This window comes from Lysinibacillus sp. NPDC047702, assembly GCF_050272555.1.
Classification (GTDB): Bacteria; Bacillota; Bacilli; order Bacillales_A; family Planococcaceae; genus Lysinibacillus.
Genome location: NZ_JBNNMG010000003.1, coordinates 146838 through 170267 on the forward strand (window position 1 = coordinate 146838; position 23430 = coordinate 170267).

Annotated in this window: 19 protein-coding genes and 3 pseudogenes; all 22 read right to left on the bottom strand. The window is 33.5% G+C overall.

What is annotated here, in order from left to right; genetic code table 11:
- Positions 1-43: 43 nt before the first annotated feature.
- The 22 genes and pseudogenes from ACQKIM_RS02890 to tnpC (ACQKIM_RS02995) all read right to left on the bottom strand — a co-directional run bounded on the left by ACQKIM_RS02890 (position 44) and on the right by tnpC (ACQKIM_RS02995) (position 23389).
- On the bottom strand, positions 44-523 hold the full coding sequence (locus ACQKIM_RS02890; protein ID WP_427538901.1) for a class I SAM-dependent methyltransferase: 480 nt from the start codon (positions 521-523) through the stop codon (positions 44-46).
- 554 nt (positions 524-1077) lie between these two features.
- Positions 1078-2223, bottom strand: coding sequence for a glycosyltransferase family 8 protein (locus ACQKIM_RS02895; RefSeq protein WP_427538778.1), 1146 nt, complete (start codon positions 2221-2223; stop codon positions 1078-1080).
- Between the two features lie 35 nt (positions 2224-2258).
- Complete coding sequence (locus ACQKIM_RS02900; protein WP_427538781.1) at positions 2259-3398, bottom strand: glycosyltransferase family 8 protein; 1140 nt, start codon at positions 3396-3398, stop codon at positions 2259-2261.
- Between the two features lie 679 nt (positions 3399-4077).
- Positions 4078-4390 (bottom strand): annotated as a pseudogene (locus tag ACQKIM_RS02905) (glycosyltransferase).
- Positions 4365-4517: a glycosyltransferase gene (locus ACQKIM_RS02910; RefSeq protein WP_427538904.1), complete on the bottom strand. Its 153-nt coding sequence runs from the start codon at positions 4515-4517 to the stop codon at positions 4365-4367. The pseudogene ACQKIM_RS02905 and the gene ACQKIM_RS02910 overlap by 26 nt, the downstream one beginning before the upstream one ends.
- A gap of 10 nt (positions 4518-4527) precedes the next feature.
- Positions 4528-4707, bottom strand: coding sequence for a hypothetical protein (locus tag ACQKIM_RS02915; protein ID WP_427538784.1), 180 nt, complete (start codon positions 4705-4707; stop codon positions 4528-4530).
- Between the two features lie 88 nt (positions 4708-4795).
- Positions 4796-5926, bottom strand: a complete 1131-nt coding sequence (locus ACQKIM_RS02920; RefSeq protein WP_427538787.1) for a hypothetical protein — start codon at positions 5924-5926, stop codon at positions 4796-4798.
- Between the two features lie 162 nt (positions 5927-6088).
- Positions 6089-6640: an acyltransferase gene (locus ACQKIM_RS02925; RefSeq protein WP_427538790.1), complete on the bottom strand. Its 552-nt coding sequence runs from the start codon at positions 6638-6640 to the stop codon at positions 6089-6091.
- 61 nt (positions 6641-6701) lie between these two features.
- Positions 6702-7685 carry a class I SAM-dependent methyltransferase gene (locus ACQKIM_RS02930; RefSeq protein ID WP_427538793.1) on the bottom strand — a complete coding sequence of 328 codons (984 nt, stop codon included), beginning with the start codon at positions 7683-7685 and terminating at the stop codon, positions 6702-6704.
- 178 nt (positions 7686-7863) lie between these two features.
- Positions 7864-8709 carry a TylF/MycF/NovP-related O-methyltransferase gene (locus ACQKIM_RS02935; RefSeq protein ID WP_427538796.1) on the bottom strand — a complete coding sequence of 282 codons (846 nt, stop codon included), beginning with the start codon at positions 8707-8709 and terminating at the stop codon, positions 7864-7866.
- 17 nt (positions 8710-8726) lie between these two features.
- Positions 8727-9476: a cupin domain-containing protein gene (locus ACQKIM_RS02940; RefSeq protein WP_427538799.1), complete on the bottom strand. Its 750-nt coding sequence runs from the start codon at positions 9474-9476 to the stop codon at positions 8727-8729.
- Between the two features lie 25 nt (positions 9477-9501).
- Entirely contained in the window at positions 9502-10689 is a 1188-nt protein-coding gene (locus ACQKIM_RS02945; protein ID WP_427538802.1) for an HAD-IIIA family hydrolase, read from the bottom strand.
- Complete coding sequence (locus ACQKIM_RS02950) at positions 10689-11555, bottom strand: N-acetylneuraminate synthase family protein (protein WP_427538805.1); 867 nt, start codon at positions 11553-11555, stop codon at positions 10689-10691. The genes ACQKIM_RS02945 and ACQKIM_RS02950 overlap by 1 nt, the downstream gene beginning before the upstream one ends.
- A 13-nt stretch (positions 11556-11568) precedes the next feature.
- The gene (locus ACQKIM_RS02955) at positions 11569-14394 is read right to left on the bottom strand and encodes a motility associated factor glycosyltransferase family protein (protein WP_427538808.1); all 2826 of its coding nucleotides are present in this window, start codon (positions 14392-14394) and stop codon (positions 11569-11571) included.
- A 21-nt stretch (positions 14395-14415) separates the two neighbouring features.
- Positions 14416-15663: a UDP-glucose dehydrogenase family protein gene (locus tag ACQKIM_RS02960; protein WP_427538811.1), complete on the bottom strand. Its 1248-nt coding sequence runs from the start codon at positions 15661-15663 to the stop codon at positions 14416-14418.
- A complete protein-coding gene (gene galU, locus ACQKIM_RS02965) occupies positions 15660-16541 on the bottom strand; it encodes a UTP--glucose-1-phosphate uridylyltransferase GalU (protein ID WP_427538814.1) in 882 nt (293 codons plus the stop codon). The genes ACQKIM_RS02960 and galU overlap by 4 nt, the downstream gene beginning before the upstream one ends.
- A gap of 12 nt (positions 16542-16553) precedes the next feature.
- Positions 16554-17486 (bottom strand): UDP-glucuronic acid decarboxylase family protein, encoded by a 933-nt coding sequence (locus ACQKIM_RS02970; protein WP_427538817.1) that lies wholly within the window; start codon positions 17484-17486, stop codon positions 16554-16556.
- A complete protein-coding gene (galE, locus tag ACQKIM_RS02975) occupies positions 17483-18466 on the bottom strand; it encodes a UDP-glucose 4-epimerase GalE (RefSeq protein WP_427538820.1) in 984 nt (327 codons plus the stop codon). Before galE ends, ACQKIM_RS02970 begins: the two co-directional genes overlap by 4 nt.
- Positions 18463-19437: a UDP-N-acetylglucosamine 4,6-dehydratase (inverting) gene (gene pseB / locus ACQKIM_RS02980; protein ID WP_427538823.1), complete on the bottom strand. Its 975-nt coding sequence runs from the start codon at positions 19435-19437 to the stop codon at positions 18463-18465. Before pseB ends, galE begins: the two co-directional genes overlap by 4 nt.
- 195 nt (positions 19438-19632) lie before the next feature.
- A pseudogene (tnpC, locus tag ACQKIM_RS02985) lies at positions 19633-21223 on the bottom strand (IS66 family transposase).
- 50 nt (positions 21224-21273) lie between these two features.
- Positions 21274-21627, bottom strand: a complete 354-nt coding sequence (tnpB, locus tag ACQKIM_RS02990) for an IS66 family insertion sequence element accessory protein TnpB (RefSeq protein ID WP_427538826.1) — start codon at positions 21625-21627, stop codon at positions 21274-21276.
- 175 nt (positions 21628-21802) lie between these two features.
- Positions 21803-23389: pseudogene (tnpC, locus tag ACQKIM_RS02995) on the bottom strand (IS66 family transposase).
- Between the last annotated feature and the right edge of the window lie 41 nt (positions 23390-23430).

Below are 23430 nucleotides of genomic sequence, written 5' to 3' on the forward strand. Positions count from 1 at the left end.
TTTACACTAACTTCATATGAACACAGAGATTCCGCGTCACTTTCTAGAGTAAATTTGCCCTGTAGTTTTCTGGAATATAGACACCACAAATATTACTATGAACTGCAAATAAATTTTTAGCGTACTCCTGTGGAAATACCGAATGAATTGCCTCATAAATAGTTTGAACAACCTGGTTTCTAATCGTTTTTAAATCATGCCATACAATAATCGAATTTTCATAACCAACTAACTCAAATATGTTTTTAGTATCTTGTTTAATTGCATCATATGAATGGTCTCCATCTATAAAAACAAGATCACTTTTATCTTTTAATTGGCTATAATCAAATTCCGAATAATTCCCATAAAAATGAACAATATTATCTTTATCATTTGAAAAATATCGACTAAAGTTAGCCTTATTACAATAATTCTCAAACGTTGTGATTTGAGCTTGATTGTCATCTGGAAGGGAAATGCTGTAACATTTACCTGCTAATTCTACTACAGCTGCAATGCTTTCACCTGTCCATGTTCCAATTTCAAGATATGTTCGAAAGTTACATCTTTACATTACTGCCTTTAAAAGAAATAATCCATTACAAACGAACCACCTGATAAAAAAGTTAAATATTTAATCGATACCCCCCCCACCTACATCTTGAAGTAATTTCCCTACCGAAATGGTTGGTAAAGAATGTTTTTTCAATCTACTATTTATTAAATTTGATTTTTGTAATTGAATAGAAAATACCGAGAAATCAAAAAAGTTATGTTCTTGAAGTTAATCCACAATTTCATTAGCATAGGTCCTTGTAATAATAAATTCTACTTCATGTTCGTAAATAAAAGTCGGTCCATATACCAGTAATCTATTGAATTGAATTGAATTGCATTCTCCATTTATTCTCTTCATTGTCAATAGAACCATTTCTTTACTTCCCAGCAATATCTTAAGGATACTCTCTTCCATTTTAAAAAGCGCCAAATAATACGGTATCTTTCATATTTATATCTCCTAGTATATTAGAATTAATTACTGACACAATAAAAACTTCTAGTTAGTCTGTCACCTATTATCTATTTCGCACTTTATTAACCTCTTAATAAACTTAAATAAGTAATATCTTTAAAAAAATGTTCATTATCAACGAGCTTCATTCCAATTAATTGATTAGTAATTTCATCGACATATTGACTGGCAATGATGATAATTGTATTATTTAAATTCTCTAATATAATTTTCGGTTCTTTAATTTCTTTCTCCTCAAAAGTTGCTCCCCATTTATTAGAATCATTATCAATATAATATGAAGGTTCTAAATTAACGTTAGCCAACTTTTTTGTTACTTCCATTGCTTTATTACTAGCACCAAAAAGAATAATTTCTTTTGATAAAAGTATTTTTTCTTCAGGATATTTCTCATATGGATAATTACTTTTATCGAGATAATAAAAATATTCTTCTTTAAAAGGATGGTTATTTATATAATGCCAAGGTTTAGATACTGTTGTGAAATGAACAATCGACGGATTCTTTTTCAGTTGAATAAAAGATTTTTCAGATGGTAAACCAGCTGTTGCATAGTCATAATCCATTAGCTGACTACGTAAATTCCACTTCAATTCCACTTCAATCCAATCTTCATACAGAACCCCGTTTAGGGCATCTTGATCCCAACTAATTAATCTTTCAGGATATTTCAAAATAAAATTTAATACTTTTCCTGTAATATCTTCATTTCGCCATTTTTCAAGATTCATTAATAAAATCCCTGCATTAAAATAGTTGGAAGTTTCAGGGGTACCGAGAGCATCTTGCTCATTATACTCATAGATTCTAACTGCTCCAAGCGATTTTGACTGGATATCATGATTCCAAAAATCAACAATATCTCCTCTTACAATAATATCGCAATCTAAATAAATTACTTTTGAAATACTTTCATCAAATAAAGATGGTATTAAAATACGATAGTATGTTGCTTCTGTTATGTGTCCATTTATAACTAATCCATTAAGTAATTCTGTATTAATATCTTTAAATTGAAGATTGCTCCCATATTGCTTCGTCAATCTATATAAGAATTGTTTATTTCCCTCAGAAATATTGCCATCGATAATATTTATTATCAAATTTTCAGCATACTTAGTATTTTCAAATAGAGAAGTCAACGCAGCAGAAAGATGTTGAATGTAATGATTGTCTGCTGCAAAAACAATATTAATTGGTGTAATCATTTTAGATTATTCCCTTTCTATGTAAGAATCGATAACTATTTAATAGTATGCAAATCACTAAACCTAATTACATTCATATATGAATCTAGTTTGTACTCTCTATGTATCTTCTGAAGAATTTCACTTTCAAAAGAACTTGCGATGATAATAATAACCTTTCTTTCATAATGCTTTAATAATATATTATCCGGTTTGAAAATAGGTTTATTCTCAAATAAACCATTCCATTTTGCTTTATCATTATCTAGGTATCCAAGTAACCGAATTCCTAAATTATTCAATATATTAGTTACTTTCAAGGAATATACACCTGTTCCGAAGAGGTATAAATCACTATGTTTAAGTTCTTTCATTCCTATTGGTAAGTCTTTTCTCCAACTAAGCTGATTAGCATATATATAATACTCTTTTTTAAAATAATGCTCACTATTGATATGCCAAGGTTTAATTAACCCTGTATAATGTATAACTGACGGATTATTAATAATGTTTTCGTATGTTGCTAAATCAAAATATTCTTCAAACATTTTCTTGTTCCAAACTACACCGCTTATTACATTCCACATCGGATGAAGTCTTTTCCAATTTCCTTTTAATACACCATTTAAGATATCTTGATCTGCAAAAATAATCTTATCTATATTTTTCCGAACATAATTTAAACAAACATTTAAAAAATCATTTTCTCTCCATTTTTTCAAATTAATCAACATAAAACCTGCATTAAAATAATCCATCGGACTATTCAACTCAAGAATCTTATACATTCTCTCCTCTAAATTCACAACTGCCGCTATATAATGCTCTTCTATTTTTTCATTCCAAACTTTCAACAAATCATTTTTAATAATTATATCCGAGTCTATATATAATATTTTTTCTACCTTGTTTGGAAGAACTATAGGCATTAATAACCTATATAGAGTTTCGACACTTAAGTGTTCTGCTACAATAGGGATACCATTTAAAATAGATTGATCGATTTCATAAAAGTGGAGACTTAGCCTTTCGTATTTAGTGAATTCATCTATAATCTTACACTGATCTTTTTCATCCAGGTCCGCATGCAATACGTGCACATTTAACTTTCCTACACTAGTATTTTGATATGCTGACAGAAGCATAGCGCACATATGTGGTATATACTCTTTATTTATTGAACATGCAATTTGCATCAATTTATCTCCCCACATTCACTTTTCAAGTATTTCACTTCCATATTACTATTTACGGTAATATTATTCCTCCCCTTGTAGATTGACCTAAAGGGGCAAACAGACAATTTACAATATCACACGAAATTAAAGAGTTCGATTTTATTCTCTTTGTGGGTTCATCCAAAATCTGCTTCTAATCTAAGTACTTATGAAAAAGGGAGGTTATTTAACTTTTCATCTTAAATTACCCCCAATATACATTTGCATCAAACAATTCAATTTTAGAATCTAAGGAAAAGTTATTTTTAATATCATTAAGAATTTCGGTTGCATACATACTCGCAATAATTACAATTGTTTCATCTGTCATTTTCTTCTTAAAAAATGACTCAGGTTTAATAATCTATTTCCCATTAAATGTTTTTTTCATTTTAAAGAATTATTATCCATAAATTCTTCTATTTCCACGTTATACATAAAGAACTTTTTAAATATTTTTTGAGAAAAATCACCAATCCCAAATACATAAATTTTCTTGTTTTTCAAATTACTAATTTCTAATTGGAAGATAGTTTTTCCATGGTTCTAATTAATATAAATAATAATAGTATGTAGACTCCATAACTAGGTTATTAGTAAAGTCCCATGGTTTTTCCTTTCCAGAATAATGTATTACAGAAGGTTTTATAAATATCCCTTAATATACTCTTTCATTAAAATATTCTAAAAACAGACTTTCCTTATACAAAACACTGTTTTGAACATTCCATTTTGGATGTAATTTCAACCAATTACCACGTAATACCCCGTTTAATATATCTGGATCCGCAAATATTAACTTTTGATGATTTTTCTGTATATTCTAAGAACTTATCAAAGAAGTTTTGCACTCTCCATATTTTTAAATTTATTAACATAAACCCTGCATTGAAATAGTCTAGGCGATGATTTAACTCTAAAACTTCATACATGATTCCTTCCAGATTAACAATCTGCAGCAACTGAATCATCTTGAATGTCTATTTCCAAAATTTGTAGCAAGTCATCTTTAATAATAAAATCAGAATCAATATAAATAACCCTTTCCACTTCTTTTGAGATTAATGTTCCCAATAAAAGTCCGGATAAGGTTTGGATGTATAGATGCTCATTTCACATTATATTTATTAGTAAATAAGTTTTGCATCAAAGTTTCATCGTTATGATTTAGTTCCTTATGCAAAACATGGATATGTATCTCCTCTGCAATCGTAGATTGTAAAACAGATAAAATCATTGCACTACAATGCTGGATATAACTTTTATTAATCGAACAAGCAATATGCATTTACTTTACCTACACGTTCCTCTTAAATACGATTTCAGTAAATTGACCTACTTATTATTCAAGTAAATAATTTTTAAATATAAGCCCCCTATTCCCATTGGTCATATAATGGGATTTCTGGATTTAACTCTGAATTATTCATTGCTACGAATAGTTTCACTCCATTTGGTTTTAAGAGTAAATCATTTATTATTTTTATGATCTTATCTGTCGCTATATTACCTGTAGACGTATTTAATGCTTCAAGTGTACGTAAGTAACCCTTTCGATTGTTCGGTATAATATATTCTGTATCAACTTGTAGCGGTTTGTATCCATCATAAAAATACCCTGAATTATCCAAGTCTATTCCACATAATACGATATTTTTATAACCTAGTATGAAAGCATTTACAATTAGCGTAGAAATTGTAGTCCCTAATTTTACAAATATATTTTTTTGTAGAATGTCTAATTTATCAAGAAACAAAATTGAATCTCTCAATTCTTCTTCACTTCTGCAAGGCAGGTTCATATCTTTGATAATTGGAATACTATCAACCCTCTCATTTAATAAATCTAAATCTTTTTCTTTATAAGCCGTAACATCTTTAATAAAATCCAAAGGATAAGAATCTTTTCTATTGGATTGGATCAAATAATTATGTATAACATTTTTCAAGTGGTGTTTTACTTTTTCTGCTCCTATTTCAAAAGAATAAAAAGTAGGTTTAAAATTGTGAACTAACCAATAGTTAAACCCCCAAGAATCATGATTCTGAACAAATCCCCATTGCTTCTCGGTGATTTTATTTATAGTAGAGCCACTCCCTAACAGAAAAATAGTATCACTTGTTTTTTTACGAGTTAAATCCTCTCTTTCCACTATATGATAACGTATTTTATCTCTTTTAATTTGACTAATGCTATTTTCAAATTGGTCTAGGTTCCATATTAACTGATGGAATTTTTCTATAAAATAGAAGTCTATATCTTCTCTTAGCCCTTTAACAATTAATTGCTTCTTCATTTCATCATAAGAGGAATAGCTACATATAAATATGATATCCTTGTTCTGATGTAATTCCACACCATCTGGATGCTTTACTGGTATACCACAAAAAGTGCTTTTTGATTTACCATTATCAATAAACAAGACATTATTATTTATTTCAAATTTCGTAAGTAGCTCTAACATTTTTTTCCCTGGTTCACATGCACCAAAAATATAATAATTCATTACGTACCTCCATAGAAAAGCACTTTTAAAGTGGCTTTTTTTCAAAAATTATCATTTATTTTACATCGGATTGACCTGCTCGATTGATGTACAGTGACTTAAGCACTTTCCAATATTTAGATCCTCTTTCAACTGCATATGCTTTCTGAAATAATGATAATTTTAATTTTCTATTTTCCTTATAACCTTTGCTGGATTTCCTCCTACGATGGTGAAATCACTCACACTTTTTGTAACAACACTACCAGCTGCAACTACTGCATTTTTGCCAATTGTTACTCCAGGCAAAATAATTGAATTTGCCCCTATCCAACTACCTTCTTTAATTAATACTGATTTTGATTCAGTCATTCCTTGATAACATATAGCTATCGAAGTATCCTCAAATTTATGATTAGTTACATATATATGCACGCCAGGAGCTATCAATACATCTTTTTGAATATTAATTTGTCCCTCTTTTGTTGCTATTAACATACACCCCGGTCTAATTACGACATTTTCACCTAATTTAATGTTAGAACAACCTATAGCATAAGCACCTATTCTAAAATCAGCATTCTTTCCATAATATAAGAATTTTTTTTCACAAATTTTTTTTTGTAAACTTGATATATATAATTTAAAATGAGTTCCCAACATATCTGGTCCTAGACGGTCAGCATTATTTGACCATTTCCATCTAGCTCCTATTTCTCTAATTAAATTGAACATTAATATAAAGCCCTCCTTAAAAACCTTTACATTTTTTAAGTAGAGATACGCATCTATTTTGTTATTTTTTCTTTAATATTGCTCTTAAATGATTACCAGACTTTGATTCATCAATACAAGGTTGTATTATGTCATATAAAGTCTCACAAGACTCAGCTAAATTAGGTTGATTTGAATATTCATAAAAAGCTTTTAAATCTCCTAAATCAATTCCTTTTGTCTCAAAATAATTTAAATCCATATCCGATAATTCTGCTAAAACTTCAACAGATTTTTCATTAAAATATGAAAGATGCTCGGCTGGCATTACTAAATTAGACTTATCCTTCATAGTTTGAATAGCAACTGAATCAAACTGAGGTGTGAAAATTAAAATAATTCCCTCTTCTTTTAATAAACCTTTTGCAACTTTCACTAAATCCAGTGGATCCTCAACATGCTCTATAAGATCAAACATTGTAATAACATCGTACTTCTCATCTACATTTAAGTTCTTAAGATCGCAATTCCAAACTGGGATTCCTATACGCTCTGAAGTAAACCTTGCTAGTTCTTCTCCTAGCTCTAATCCGCTGCAGTTGGCTCCATGTTCTTTTGCAACTTCAAGAAACCAACCTGTTCCGCACCCTACATCTAAAATATTTAAATTACTAATATTTTTACCTAAATTTTCTTCTATCATTTTTACTCGTTCTTCAGCAAATCTAACTTTTCTATAATCGACATTACTCAAATAAGCTTCCTGTGCATATTCTATAGCATGTGGTGCCGAATATAAATCATTCGTATTTACTGGTATTTTATTAAAAAAAGCTATTTCACAATCATTACACTGATTTAATTCAAAATCATATTTTGTAAATTGAAATGTTTTTTTTGTTGATTTACATAATGGGCATAGTTCACGAGTTTTCCATCCACTTCCACTATCTACTGCACGAATATTATTTAGTTGCCTATCTAATATTGTATTCAAAAAACCTTCAGGTCGCATCTCTTTTAAATCCATAGATATAAAGGTAGATTGTTTATCTTTGTAGTTCATACACTAATTCTCTCCTTATTGTATTTTATTTTTTTCAATCTTTCAGTGCAAAACTTTCGCATATCCCCATAGTTACTAGTTACTTCGCATATACTCTAGACACGCAAATAGAGATATGCGTTTTATCTTTTTGATAGCTTTATTATTATGCTCTCATTTAACATATCATCCAATATTCTTACCTCTTAATTAAGGCAATGCTACACATATCTCCAATAGGCATCACAGAAAATTCATTTGTTATTTTCAAAAACTCTTTTACAGCTTTTTCCACACCTGAATATTCGCTATTAAAATAGTCATGTACTAAAATAACTCCATTTTTCACAATTTTATCTTGAAAATATTTTAATCCTTCATATGTTGGTTTATATAGATCCAAATCTATATTTACAAACATAAATCTTCCTGGTATTTGCGAATCTTTTACACTTTCAGGAAAGTAACCTTTAATTATTTTAACTTTATCTTTATATGGCATCTTAGCATATACAACTTGTTCTGAAGTATTACTTAAATGATTTGCTTTTGAATTAGACAAATTATTTCTCTTTTCGTAAACAATATCTTTTTCGTCAAATCCTTCAAAACTATCAAATAAATATAATCGTTGTTCTTTAAAATATTTATTGATTTTTTGGGCAAAATCTCCTTGAAATACACCCACTTCAGAAACAGCTTCGTTAAGTTTCAACGTTTCGAACATTAACGATAAATTTTTCAAGAAATTAATTCGAGGTATGACTTTGTATTCCACAAAATATTTATCAATTTTTTCTTTCGAAATCCCCATTTTTTCAAGTTGCTCTATAATAGAATCACACCCCGAAATACTTAAAATAAATATTTTATAAATCTCATTGTTCACAAAATTTGGACCATATATAGGTATATTGAATAATTTCCCTCCTATCTTATCCGCATTATTGTCAATAAACCCTATTACTTCATATTCAAATACTATTTCATCAAATTCTTGTTTAATTGATGGAGTTGCTCCCCATATAAAAACCTTTTTCTTCATAGTTATACTTATCCTCACTATATTCTTTTATAAATATCTTCAATTCGAATAATGTCATCTTCCCCAAAATAATCACCTAACTGTACTTCTGAGATAATTAATGGTTCGGTTTCAGAAATGTTTTTCACACGGTGCTTGCACCCTTTAGGAATAAAAATGTAACTTCCCTCTGATATTTCTCTAATGCTATCGCCAATTGTCATTTTGCCTTTACCTTTTACAACAACCCAATGTTCTTCTCTCTTATTATGAAATTGTAAACTCAATTCTTGACAAGAGAATACTTGCAAAATTTTCACTTGTACAAATTCACTTAAAATTACTGTTTTATAGAATCCCCAAGGTCTATTATGAATTTCAAAAGCTTTTGCTTCATTATAGTTTTCAAAATCCATTTTTAAGTCTAGAATTCGCCCTTGAATTAGTAGTTCATGTAATTGTTTTTTTGTTAAAACATTAACTAACATTCCTTCTCTACTTATAATAGGAAGAAAAATAATTTTATCATTTTTAAACTTTTCTACAATAAAATCAAAAGATTCATCTTCATATAAAAATTCATATTTCACACTAATAAATTTCGGAATTGGTTGATACAAATTCCCATTTTCAATAAGTTCTCTCCTAATATCTCCGTCAGTTAAAACACCTTTTAAAATATACTTAGAGTCAACTATACAAACAAATCCCTTGGTATTTTTGTCGATTTTTTTTAAGGCATCTATTAATAAAGTATCTGAATATACTATAAAATCTTCTAATTTCATATTCTCAAATCCTTATAAAACATTATTAATCAGGTTGTTGAAGAATATAATTTATAGCTTCTCTAACAGAACCATTACCACCATCTCTATCAGTAACCTGACCTACTACTAATTTCACTTCATCCAACGCATCAGCTACTGCAAAACTCATCCCTACTTTTTTTAGCAACTTTAAATCATTAATATCATCACCAATGTATGCTACTTCACTAAATTTTAAATTGTACTTTTTTAATAATTCATTCATCGCCGCAACTTTATCTTTACAACCTAAATAAATTTCATCAGCTTGGATTTTTTTTGCCCGTTTTAAAGCAATATCTGAATCTTCTCCAGTTAAAATGGCTGTAATTATTCCTTTTTTTCTTAATAATTCAAACCCCATACCATCTTTAGTATTGAATTTTTTCATTACCTCACCTTCGTTTGTATAGTACATTCCCCCATCAGTTAAAACACCATCACAGTCAGTGGCAAATAGCTTAACTTTAGAATGCCGTTTAGAAAAAGATGTATTTCTCCCCTTTAGCTTTAAAAGTTGTTCAACGATTATCCAATCTTGTGGTTCGTCAATTTCATAATAGGTTTCTTCAGGCATTTCATAGTATCCTATTCTTCCTGAAATTCTTATTTTAGATTTTATAAATTCTTCAGTTTTTGTAATATAGAAAGAACCGTTTTCCACTAATTGACCGTTAAATTCTTGTCTTCTCGGTCTGTTTTGCAAAGAATAATTACTAGGAGTTACTAATCCATTAGTCTCTTCGTTCCATATAAACCTCTTTTGTCTTACTACTGACAAAAGACTATCGTATTGCTTCTCATAATATTGCTGTAAAGCCTCACTCAAATCTACAGCCTTTATTAATGGACTAGTTGCTTGGATTAATATTAATGTATCCGATGGCACAACACTAACGAATTCTTCCATAACAGACTCTGTTGTGGAAATATCAGTAGCATTCTCTACGTTTCTATCAATACATTTTAATTTTCCTAGATCATCTTTATCATAATTTAATACAGTTTTTTTTATTTCAACATTATCTGTACAAACATAAACCTCGTCGATCCATTCTGACTCTATTGCTGCATCAATCGACCAGAATACAAGAGGGCGACCATTTATTTTTTTGATATTTTTCAATAGGATAGATTTACTTCCACCCCTTACTGGAATTAATGCAACAGTTCTATATTTTTTTGTATTCATTATTTTAAAGGTACTCCATATTTTAATTTTTTCCTTTGAACCATTTCAATATCAAGAATTTCTTCTGTCTTATAATGTAGAGCTTCTTTAACATATTCAATATTATTATTCAACTCTTTTAAATCTTGTGGTTCAAGAGACGCTGCATGATCTGTTCCTTTCCATGTTCTATCAAGTGTGAAATGGCGTTCAATCCAATTTACACCTAGTGTAAAAGCAGCTATATCTATTGCTGTCCCTATATGATGACCCGAAAAACCAATCGCTTTAAGAACCTTCCCATACCTCTCTTTTAAACGAACAATTTCCATTAACCGAATATCTTTATTCGGTACTGGATAACCAGAAGTACAATTATATAAAACAATATCTTTATTACGTTTTTTATTTACAAAAAAGTTAACAAGTTTATCTATTTCTTCATAACTAGTCATTCCTGTAGAAACATGTATCTCTCCTGCATAATTATCACAAAGCCACTCTAACATTTCATAGTGATTATTCATTGCAGAAGGTATTTTTATTAATTTCGGATTTAAAGAGGTAATTTCTTTCGCCGAAGTTAAATCCCATACAGATGTACTATAAATTATACCTAATTCCTCACAATACCTTTTTAGTTCTTTATTTTGTTCTAAAGATAGCTCTAAAAATTCACGGTGTTCACCATAAGTATTACCATATGAATTTTCAGGGTTTGGATGTGGTGCACTATATTGTTCTTCAGATAATAATTCTCTATTATTTCTTTTTTGAAATTTCACTACATCTGCTCCAGACTCAACAGCTTGCCTTATTAATTCTTTTGCAATTTCAATATTGCCCTTATGATTACAACCTATTTCCGCAATTATTTTACAGTCCATTTAATCTCATCCTTTATTTATATAGTTTCTTTTGAGTAACAACTGGTCTGAACCCTCTGAATTGACTTTCTACTTCTTCCTGATTCACTTCATTTAATAAGTAGTTTCCAACAAAGGCACCTCCTCTTGAAATACGCCTTTCTTTATATTCTCTACCTTCTGTCAATGTCCAGGAAGAGCAATCCATGTAATTCCACTGTATAGAATCACTAGTAGAAACTATATACCTATTCCATTCGCTTTTTATATCTCGATCAGATTTATTGCTATCAATTAACAGTCTTAAATTAAATCTTTCCTTCGAAATTTTAAAATTTGTTATTCCGGATTTTATAGTTTTCCATGAAATAAAATTTTGGATATTACGATCAGAAATTAACTTTTTTAGTCCGCTAACTTCATCTACCATAATAAAGTAAAAATCACCATTTGGTTCTGCAGAAGCTTCTGCTGGTAGATAATTAGCTGTTTCTTTACCTATATAATTAAACTCACCAACTGTATTGTGAGTAGCTTTATAATGACAACGGATGCGCTTACCAATTTCTAAATCCTCAACATGTTCAACTTCATGAATATGATACGCTCGTCCCGCTTTCTCAATTCCAATAGCCTGAAACAGAAAACTCGGATTGTCAGACAGTATTTCAATTGTGATGTTATGCATTTCATTTTTTAGACCTGTGAATGCACATATTTCCTTTCGGATGAATAAATCATACAAATCTTCTTCAGTAGTTTCTTTAATAGTAATTGTAGTACTCTTATTATCTACCTGCACTCTAAGTTTTAATGTATTTTTTGATTGATTCTTCCCATATAATACTACCTTTTCTCCACTAAAACGGAAATGAATTTTAGAGCCCTTATGAGCTGCCTCTACAAATGAAATTGGCAGTTCAATTTGGTCTTCTAGTAGCTTTTGTTCATACCATACTATTTTTTCTCCATCAGTCAGGTTGGGCGGCATCTCTACTTTAAATGGCATCTTTTTATGCCATTCTCCCTCGTATTGGAATATACCTGAAGTCGCTATGTAATTTTTCGTATCAAGTAATTCATCAATGCTCGGAATTGTATAATTACTTACGACTTTAGCAATATCTTTGTGAATTAACTGACAATTACCCAAGTAATTCATATACACTTCGATAACTCTTGCTGCCTTTTCTTCCGAAGTGTCTAACCTACTAACAAGCTTTAACTCTGCCGTTAACTTTTCATTTGAGCGCTGTGCTATTTGTTCAATAGACGTTTGATAGAAACTATTTTGGTGATATTGTTGAAAAAGATTATCCACATGTTCTAGTTTCTTTTGAATTTGAGTCATTTCCAAATTATAAAGTCCTTCTTTAAACTCGATTAGAAACACTTTCAATTCTTCGAAAATCTGTGCAAAAGAATCAAAATCACTTCGGTACTCTCCTATCGATGTCTTATTTACAATGCTAGAAATTTTGGATTCCGATGTCTTATACCAATCATCCATTACAACTGAGTTTTTTAATTCCTCAGCTATTAATTGCTTCAGTGATTGATAGTCCGTTCCTTTAATGGCCGCTCCACCATTTGTTGTATTTATAACTGGCATTTTGACATACTGTAAATACAATTCCATATTTGCTTTCATTTGTACGAAATTCGAGGTTGTTTGTACGCTTCCTCCATGCACATCTTCTACTTCAAACTTAGTGACGATATCCTTTGCTTGAATTGAGTTATCAGATATAGCCTTTTTTTCAGCATCATAGCGAGCAATGCCTTCAGCATAAAATTTGTCTTGTTTAAATGCAAAGTTTTGACCAACAAGTATAATTTTACTAACGTCAAGTACATTTAATAGCTGCATTGCTATTAGTGCGACAGATGGTGCATCATATATAATAGGTAGCTGTTCTTTATGAAATTTTTGTGTAATTTTGTCCTGCGATGTTACAAAATACAGCTTCGGTCCTCTGTAATGAGTCAATGTTTCATAACCAACAGTAGTACCATAAATCATCGGTATAGAATTAATGCCTCGACTAGTAATTTCTTCGAACAGTCTATAGTTATGTTGTTGTGGATCATATGTAATAACAGCATCAGGATAAATATTATGTTTAATAAGTGTCATATTGGCTGATCCCACTGCAAAAATATAGGCTAAACCATTCTCCTTTATATAGCTCAAGTTTTCTAATTCCTCATCCAAAGAAGGCCCGGCACTCACAATGATCGCCGGTTTCCCCTTAAAAAATTGCTTCTTTTGTAGCAAAAAGTTCGGGTCTTTCAATGTATGAGGGAGATTCATCAATGCATTTACAGTCCAACGTCTCGAAAATTTAGCAATTGTTGCCATATCATTCCCTACCATTAGTAAGAAGTCTCGGAATGACTGATTAAATTGTTCGGTTGTCACAGAGAAAAGTCTTTCATATACAGGTAAAGTAATAATTATAAATTTTCGATGTACTAATTCTCTTAATTGCTGTAAATTTTCTTGTAATGAATTCTCTTTATCTTCTGTTAAAAAATGTACTAATTTTTCTTTCGGGAATCCAGTTCTAGATTGTAATTTCAAACATAAGTTAGCAATATCAGTAATTGGCTCGTAAGCTGACACTAGTTTTTCAGGGAACTGTTCGCAAAAATAACGTACATGATAACCGAGTCCCACTCCATAGAACAAAATATGCTCCGCATTCTCGATTCTTTCTTTCAAAGAATCAATAAAACGCTCCGCTTCTTGGATCGGATTATATTTACTATGAAGCATCAGTTTCTTATCATCTACCTCTACTTGTAAAGTAGGCATTCCTAGCTTACTTTCCAGTACTTCAACTTGAAAATTGCTCACTTCATCCACCTCCAGTAGTCACTAAATTTTAAGTGTATGCCTTCCATCAAAGACAATCGCATTGTTAGAATACGACTTTAGTTTAACCCAATCTGCTTCGATAAACTCTTGCCATTCGGTAACTAGTAAGATTGCATCGGATTCCTTCACACATTCTTCCTTAGTAGCAGCATACGTTACTTCTACACTCTCCAAATACGAGGATTTCTTTACAACTGGGTCATACACTGAAATTCCAGCACCTCTTGCCACTAATTCTTTAATAATCATTATAGACGGGGCTTCACGCATGTCGTCTGTATTTGGCTTGAATGCTAGCCCTAATACTGCCATTTTTTTCCCTACAATATCTCGATTAAAATGGTTTAATACCTTTTCCACAAAAATATAGCGTTGTTCATCATTTGCTTGTATAGCTGATTCTACAATACTTAATTTCACATCATTTTCACGTGCCAAGTATGCTAAGGCTTCTGTATCTTTTGGAAAACATGATCCACCATAGCCCAATCCAGCATTCAAAAACGCACGACCTATTCGATGATCCATGCCCATGCCATCTGCTACTGCATTCACATCTGCGCCTAGTGCATCACATAAATTAGAAATTTGATTGATGTAACTAATTTTAACTGCTAAAAATGCATTTGATGCGTATTTAATCATTTCTGCACTGCGGCGATTCGTATGCATAATTGGTATATTTAGTGATTTGAACAAACTTTCTACCTTTTCACTAGCAATTGAATTTTCTGCTCCTATCACAATACGATCTCCGTAAAATGTATCGTTAATTGCATGCCCTTCTCGTAAAAACTCCGGATTAGATACTACATGAATTTGTAAACCCGCTAGCATATTCGCATGAAGTATTTCTTCCACTCTATCATTCGTACCTACGGGAACCGTACTTTTCACAACAACAATCACATTATGATCTACATTGATCGCAATATCTTTAGCTGCTTGTTCGATAAAAGACAAATCCGCTGCCCCATCTTCTCCTTGAGGTGTACCGACAGCTATAAAGATAATATCTGCCTGTGCAAATGCTTCTTGAGCATTTGTTGTGAAGCATAAACGACTTGCCGCAATATTACGTGCTAGTATTTCATCTAATCCCGGTTCATAAATTGGTGATTGCCCTTTTTTTAGTGTATTAATTTTTTCTTCGTTAATATCTAAACAAGCAACAACGTGCCCGATTTCTGATAACACGGCGCCTGTTACTAAGCCGACATATCCCGTTCCAATAATAGCTACGTTCACTTTGTTACCCCTGCTTTCATATTGATGTAAGCTTGAACATCATCTCTTAAGTCCTCACGTTGCAGTGCAAAGTCTAACGTCGCTTGGACAAAGCCAATCTTACTACCGATATCATATAATTGCCCTACAACATCCTGTGCAACTACTCGTTCTTCTTCGTTTAAAGATTGGATTGCATCCGTTAGCTGGATTTCTCCACCTGCACCAGGTTTAGTTTCGTTCAATTTTTCAAAAATAGAAGGTGTTAGAACATAGCGCCCCATAATAGCGTAGTTTGAGGGAGCTTCCTCTTTCGAAGGCTTTTCAATAAAGCCCTTTACTTCCATTGCCTTGCCCTCTTGTATATCTGTAGCAGGATCAATGACACCATATTGATGGACACTTTCCATCGGTACTTGTTGAACACCAATAACGGAAACCTTTTCACGGTCATATGTATCAATTAATTGTTTTAACGCAGGTGTTTGTGCTTGCAAAATAATATCGCCTAATAAAACAGCAAATGGCTCATCTCCGATAAAACGATGTGCGCAATAAATGGCATCTCCAAGGCCCTTTGCTTCTTTTTGGCGTATATAGTGTATATTCGCTAGATTTGAAATAGCTTCGATTTCTCTAAGATCATCTAGCTTCCCTTTCATTTCCAATGTATGTTCTAATTCATAATTCGTATCGAAATGGTCTTCGATTGAACGTTTGTTGCGTCCACTAATGATAATAATATCTTCAATTCCCGATGCTACTGCTTCTTCTACAATATATTGAATCGTAGGTTTATCTACAATTGGTAGCATTTCCTTCGGTTGTGCTTTTGTTGCAGGCAAAAATCTTGTTCCCAAGCCAGCTGCTGGGATTACTGCCTTACGTACTCTTTGCATCATTCATCTCTCCTACACTTTACTCGCAAAATAAGCGATTGTTTTCTGAAGCCCTTCATCTAACATGACTTTCGGCTCCCAATCTAGGATACGTTGTGCTTCAGCAATGATCGGTCGACGTTGTTTTGGGTCATCTTGCGGAAGCTCTTCAAATTGTAATGGTGTATCATTTCCTGTCCATTTCACAACTTTTTCTGCGAGTTCAAGCATTGTAAATTCATTTGGATTACCAAGGTTTATAGGACCCGTAACTTCTTTTATTGTTACCATTAATCGTAAAAAACCTTCTATCAAATCATCTACATAGCAGAAAGAGCGTGTCTGTTTGCCATCACCATATATAGTTAAAGGTTTGTTCAGTAAGGACTGGACTATAAAATTACTCACAACACGTCCGTCCCTAGCATCCATTCTTGGACCATATGTATTAAAAATGCGGACTACTTTAATTTCGATATCATACATACGTGCATAGTCAAAAAATAACGTTTCTGCACCGCGCTTTCCTTCATCATAGCAACTGCGGATGCCAATCGGATTAACATGTCCCCAATATTGCTCAGGCTGTGGATGTACTAAAGGGTCTCCATAAACCTCAGACGTAGAAGCCTGAAATACTTTTGCACCTGTTTTACGAGCAAGCTCTAATATATTCAGAGCACCTAATACACTTGTTTTAAATGTATGAACAGGGTCTGCCTGATAATGTATAGGGCTAGCTGGACAAGCTAAATTATAAATCTCATCAAACTGTCCTAATGCAGGAAAAGGTTCTGTAATATCATGCTGAACAAACTGAATTTTATCTAGTACATGGCTAATATTAGCCATTGCACCTGTTTGTAAATTATCCATACATATAACTGTATGTCCTTGTTCTACAAGTCTATCAATTAAATGCGAGCCTAAGAAACCTGCTCCACCTGCTACTAATATACGTTTCATTTTGTGCCTCCAAATTGCTTCACATGCCACTGCCATGCCGTTTCAATAATCTTCTCTAAGTCATATTGCGGTTGCCAACCTAGTAATTCCCCAGCCTTTACTGCTGAGCCAATAAGTTTCGCCGGATCTCCTGCGCGACGCTCTGTAAGTACAGTTGGAATGCTACAGCCTGTGACTTTCTCAATCATTTGAATAATCTCTAACACAGAATAACCCAAACCATTACCTAAATTTAATGTAAGATTTTCACCATTCCCCTTTAAATAATCAACAGCTTTGCTATGTGCATCTGCTAAATCTGTAACATGAATATAGTCACGAACACAGGTACCATCCACGGTATCGAAATCTCTGCCAAATATCGAGATAGACGGTCTATTTCCAATTGCAACATCTAACACAAGTGGAATTAAGTGTGACTCTGGCTCATGCCATTCACCAATTTTACATTCAATATCGGCACCAGCTGCATTAAAGTATCTAAGTGCCACAAATTTCAAACCGTATGCATGTGAATAATCTTCTATAATATGCTCCATCATTAATTTTGTACGGCCATATGGGTTAATCGGATTTTGTGGATGCTTCTCCGTTATCGGCCACTCTATAGGGTTACCATAAGTTGCACAGGTAGAAGAAAACACAATATTTTTCACTTCATAGTGTAGCATCATATCCAATAAATGAATCGTATTGACAACATTATTTTGATAGTACATAGCTGGTTTTTCAACAGATTCGCCAACATATGCAAAAGCAGCGAAATGAACAACTGTATCGATTGAAGGATATTGGTTAAACAAGTCTTGTAAATCCTCTTTATTTGCTAAATCACCCTCGACCAAAGGAATATTTAAAGGGATAAATTCTTTATGACCCGTGCTTAAATTATCAAACACTACTACATCTTTTCCCTGCTGTATTAAATACTTCACTGTATGTGAACCTATATAGCCTGCTCCACCTATAACCGCAATCATGATATTTCCTCCGACAGCTTTTCCAATTGTTCAATCGTTAACCATTCCGTATTATTATCACTCGTGTATGCAAATCCTTCCGGTAATGTCTTGCCTCCCTCTGCAAATTTTTTAGACCACCATGGAAACTCTGGCTGAATGACATAATGATCATCAAATTCTACAGTATGTCGGGCATCGTCTTCCATAATCATAGCCTCATGTAGCTTCTCTCCAGGTCGAATACCTACTATTTCTATATCACAATCGGGCGCAATCGCTTTAGCTAAATCCATCACCTTCATACTTGAAATTTTAGGTACGAAAATTTCACCACCATGCATGCGTTCCAGACTATCAATCACAAACTGAACGCCTTGATCTAAAGTAATCCAAAATCGTGTCATACGGTGATCAGTCACTGGTATTGTTCCAGTTTCTCTTACTTGTTTAAAGAAGGGGACTACACTTCCCCGACTACCAGCCACATTGCCATAACGCACGACAGAAAAACCTGTTTTTTTTGAACCAACATAAGAGTTAGCCGCAACAAATAATTTATCCGAAGCAAGCTTTGTTGCCCCGTATAAGTTAACTGGACTACATGCTTTATCTGTACTCAAAGCAATTACTTTTTCGACACCACAGTCAATAGCAGCTTCGATAATATTTTGTGCTCCATGAATATTCGTTTTTATCGCCTCAAACGGGTTATATTCACAGGCATCCACATGCTTCATCGCAGCAGCATGAACAACAATATCTACTCCATCAAACGCACGAACTAAACGCTCCTTATCGCGAACATCCCCTATAAAAAAACGAATACGTTCATCATGAAATTGTTGTCTCATTTCGTACTGCTTCAATTCATCTCGACTAAATATAATAATTTTCTTCACATTAAGTTTTAAGGCCTGTTTGACAAACTTTTTACCAAAAGACCCCGTACCACCTGTTACTAATACAACTTTATTTTCTAGTATATTCATCTTATTATTTCCTCTATTCTATAGTAACTTCTTAATTATGTATGATATCATTCGACCTTTAGCGTGTATTGTATATATCGGTCACTTTTTGTATTTTTAAAATCCTATATTGTAAGCCCGAAATACAAAAATAAGCGCACCTTCCCGGTACGCACGACGAATGGCCGGCTATCTGAGTTTTTTTCAGATAGCTGGCTATTTTGAACATGTGGCTTGGATATTTTTCGACCAAGGCATGTAATTTTGTAAGATCTCTGGCTGTTGTTGAATCGGTAAATTTGGTAGCTCCGCTAATAGCTTCACAAGGTACTGATAAAAATCAATGCCGTTTGTTTTGGCTGTTTCTGCTAAACTCAAACAGATGGCATTTGCTTTCGCACCAGCTTCACTAACAGAAAAAGCCAGTTCTTGCGACCGATCACATTTGGACGAATCGCATTTTCAGCTGGATTATTATCCATCTCAATTCGACCATCGAACAGAAAAGCTTTTAATCCATGTATTCGATTTAATTTGTATTCGGCAGCTTTAGCTAAGGCATTTTTTCCGAAGAACGGCGATTCATCCACCCATTTTAAGAATTTCTCTACAATCGGTTTTGAATATTTTTGCCGTGATTTTCTTCTTTTACCTGGTGAAAGATGCTTAAATTGACGTTCTAGGCGATACAGTTGGTCACAGAAATCCACGCCAATTTGCCCGTTTTTGCTATCGGCTTTCAACCAATAACGTCGCACATGAGCCCAACAGTTAGCGAATGTGACATTAGGAAGATTCCCGTATGCCGAATAACCATCACAAATCACGGTTCCTTTAAAGCCTTCTGTAAATTCTTCTAGTACAGTACGACTTCTCGATAATGCACTTTGAAAAAGAACGATGATTGGTCCTTGGCTTGGCACGCTGCGGAACACCCAATTGTAGGCATTCGATTGCCCTGGTTTTCCGTCTGACCGATTGATAATTTGCGCATACGTTTCGTCCACATGCAGTGCTGATTTAATCGTTAACAGTTGCTTCATCTGTTCATAAATCGGTAAAAGCCAATCTTCTGCAGCACGAATAACCCAGTTTGATAGGTTCTTCTCATTTGTAAGCAGCCCATACCGTTCCCACTCTTTCACCTGACGGTAAAGAGGTAAATACTGAATAAACTTATCGTAAATAAGCTTTGCTAAAACAGTTGGTCCTGCAATACTTCTCTGAATGGCAGCTTGTGGGGCTTTCCCCGTTTCATTTGTGCTTTTTGCAGGACATCTTTTTTACAGTGCCTACACTCATAGGCATGCTCAACATGTTGGATGCGCATCATTTTTGCCGGAATGAATTTTGCTTCTTCACGCGCAATCGTTGTACCGACTTCGGTCATTTGACCAAGGCAACAGTCACATTGTGTGTTTTCAGGATGATGATGAATTTCTTCGATTTCCATTCCATCACGAAACGAATCATTTCGTTTTTTCTTATGTAGTTTACGAACAACTGTATACGTAACAGTTGACGTGCTTTGTTCTTCTGTGTGCTCAGGTTCGCTAAAAAACGGATCATCTTCAAATAAAGAGCCTTGCCCATCCGGTGCTTGATACTTTGACTTTTCTGATTTAGAACCGTATAACGCCTTTGTTAATTGGCGAACTTGTTCAGTCAACGCTTCAATTCGTTGCAGTAATTCTTTATTTTGTTTAGATAAATCTCCATTTTGCTGTTTCATATACGCTAATTGTTCTTCAAGAAGTTGAACAACTTTATCAGTTGTAATAGAAGTGTTTCTCAAATCATTCACCACATTTCGTTCAGTATCGGATACGGATGATTATACCATCTTGATAAATAGATTTAAAAGACACCTTTTGCTGATTTTGCAATAGCTTTTGGTTGCTGGAGCGATAATCCTTCTAAAAGCCAGCGAAGCTCCTGTTGTGAAAGGTTACGCACTTCCTTTTCATCTTTTGGCCATTGCAGTTTCCCATTTTCTAGCCGTTTATAGAGTATGGCAAAGCCATCTCCATCGAAATACAAACATTTATAGCGATCCTTGCTCGTTCCAGAAAATAAGAAAATGGAATCGCTATAGGGGTTCAGTTCAAAAGAATCCTGAATAAGTGTAGCGAGACCATCAATGCCTTTTCGCATATCCGTCTTGCCACAAATAATATAGATGTTCTGCACTTTCGTAAAATCATGCTTCATTGTTTATTCAGCTCCTTCATGATCATTTGGATGATGCGCTCATCTACGCCATTGAAGAAGGAGATTTCAATACCAGTTGTTTTAATGATACGTAAGCCCGAAATACAAAAATAAGCGCACCTTATCGGTACGCATGACGAATGGCCAGCTATCTGAGTTTTTTTCAGATAGCTGGCTATTTTGAACATGTGGCTTGGATATTTTTCGACCAAGGCATGTAATCTTGTAAGATCTCTGGCTGTTGTTGAATCGGTAAATTTGGTAGCTCCGTTAATAGCTTCACAAGGTACTGATAGAAATCAATGCCGTTTGTTTTGGCTGTTTCAGCTAAACTTAAACAGATCGCATTCGCTTTAGCACCGGCTTCACTAACAGAAAAAAGCCAGTTCTTGCGACCAATCACATTTGGGCGAATCGCATTTTCAGCTGGATTATTATCTATCTCAATTCGACCATCGAACAGAAAAGCTTTTAATCCATGTACACGATTTAATGTGTATTCGGCAGCTTTAGCTAAGGCATTTTTTCCGAAGAAAGGTGATTCATCCACCCATTTTAAGAATTTCTCTACAATTGGTTTTGAATGTTTTTGTCGTGATTTTCGGCGTTTACCTGGTGAAAGATGCTTAAATTGACGTTCTAGGTGATACAGTTGGTCACAGAAATCCACACCAATTTGCCCGTTTTTGCTATCAGCTTTCAGCCAGTATCGTCGCACATGCGCCCAACAGTTGGCGAACGTGATACCAGGTAGATTCCCGTATGCAGAATAGCCATCACAAATCACGGTTCCTTTAAAGCCTTTTGTAAAGTCTTCTAATACAGTACGACTTCTTGATAAAGCACTTTGGAAAAGGACAATGATAGGACCTTGGTTTGGCACGCTGCGGAACACCCAATTGTAGGCATTTGATTGTCCTGATTTTCCGTCTGACCGATTGATAATTTGCGCATATGTTTCATCCACATGCAGTACTGATTTCATCGTTAACATCTGCTTCATCTGTTCATAAATCGGTAGAAGCCAATCTTCTGCAGCACGAATAACCCAGTTTGATAGGTTTTTATCATTTGTAAGAAGCCCATAACGTTCCCACTCTTTCACCTGACGGTAAAGAGGTAAATACTGAATAAACTTATCGTAAATAAGCTTTGCTAAAACAGTTGGTCCTGCAATACTTCGCTGAATGGCAGCTTGCGGAGCTTTCCCACGTTTCATTTGTGCTTTTTATGTGGCATCCATTTTACAGTGCTTGCACTCGTAGGTATGTTCAATATGCTGGATGCGCATCATTTTTGCTGGAATGAATTTTGCTTCTTCACGCGCAATCGTTGTACCGGCTTCGGTCATTTGACCAAGGCAACAGTCGCATTGTGTGTTTTCAGGATGATGATGAATTTTTTCTATTTCCATTCCAGCACGAAACGAATCATTTCGTTTTTTCTTATGTAGTTTACGAACAACTGTATACGTAACAGTTGACGTGCTTTGTTCTTCTGTGTGCTCAGATTCGCTAAAAGATGGGTCGTCTTCGAATAAAGAGCCTTGCCCATCCGGTGCTTGATACTTTGATTTTTCCGATTTAGAACCGTATAAAGCTTTTGTTAATTGGCGAATTTGTTCCGCTAATGCCTTGTTTTGGGACAACGAATGATCTAGCTTTATTGAAAGCTCTTCATTTTGTTTTTTCATGTATGCTAATTGTTCTTCAAGTAACTGGATTACTTTTTCTGTTGTCGAAGAGTTTTCCAAATCATTCACCCCATTTCATTCAGTATAAGTTATGGATGATTATACCACTT

What these genes read in the sequence shown, in the direction of transcription:
- ACQKIM_RS02950 (WP_427538805.1), bottom strand. Translation starts at nt 11,555, where the DNA reads ATGGACTGTAAAATAATTGCGGAAATAGGTTGTAATCATAAGGGCAAT.
- ACQKIM_RS02945 (WP_427538802.1), bottom strand. Translation starts at nt 10,689, where the DNA reads ATGAATACAAAAAAATATAGAACTGTTGCATTAATTCCAGTAAGGGGT.
- ACQKIM_RS02900 (WP_427538781.1), bottom strand. Translation starts at nt 3,398, where the DNA reads ATGCAAATTGCATGTTCAATAAATAAAGAGTATATACCACATATGTGC.
- ACQKIM_RS02915 (WP_427538784.1), bottom strand. Translation starts at nt 4,707, where the DNA reads ATGCATATTGCTTGTTCGATTAATAAAAGTTATATCCAGCATTGTAGT.
- ACQKIM_RS02930 (WP_427538793.1), bottom strand. Translation starts at nt 7,685, where the DNA reads ATGAACTACAAAGATAAACAATCTACCTTTATATCTATGGATTTAAAA.
- ACQKIM_RS02935 (WP_427538796.1), bottom strand. Translation starts at nt 8,709, where the DNA reads ATGAAGAAAAAGGTTTTTATATGGGGAGCAACTCCATCAATTAAACAA.
- ACQKIM_RS02940 (WP_427538799.1), bottom strand. Translation starts at nt 9,476, where the DNA reads ATGAAATTAGAAGATTTTATAGTATATTCAGATACTTTATTAATAGAT.
- tnpB (WP_427538826.1), bottom strand. Translation starts at nt 21,627, where the DNA reads ATGAAGCATGATTTTACGAAAGTGCAGAACATCTATATTATTTGTGGC.
- galU (WP_427538814.1), bottom strand. Translation starts at nt 16,541, where the DNA reads ATGCAAAGAGTACGTAAGGCAGTAATCCCAGCAGCTGGCTTGGGAACA.
- ACQKIM_RS02920 (WP_427538787.1), bottom strand. Translation starts at nt 5,926, where the DNA reads ATGAATTATTATATTTTTGGTGCATGTGAACCAGGGAAAAAAATGTTA.
- pseB (WP_427538823.1), bottom strand. Translation starts at nt 19,437, where the DNA reads ATGAATATACTAGAAAATAAAGTTGTATTAGTAACAGGTGGTACGGGG.
- galE (WP_427538820.1), bottom strand. Translation starts at nt 18,466, where the DNA reads ATGATTGCGGTTATAGGTGGAGCAGGCTATATAGGTTCACATACAGTG.
- ACQKIM_RS02925 (WP_427538790.1), bottom strand. Translation starts at nt 6,640, where the DNA reads ATGTTCAATTTAATTAGAGAAATAGGAGCTAGATGGAAATGGTCAAAT.
- ACQKIM_RS02970 (WP_427538817.1), bottom strand. Translation starts at nt 17,486, where the DNA reads ATGAAACGTATATTAGTAGCAGGTGGAGCAGGTTTCTTAGGCTCGCAT.
- ACQKIM_RS02895 (WP_427538778.1), bottom strand. Translation starts at nt 2,223, where the DNA reads ATGATTACACCAATTAATATTGTTTTTGCAGCAGACAATCATTACATT.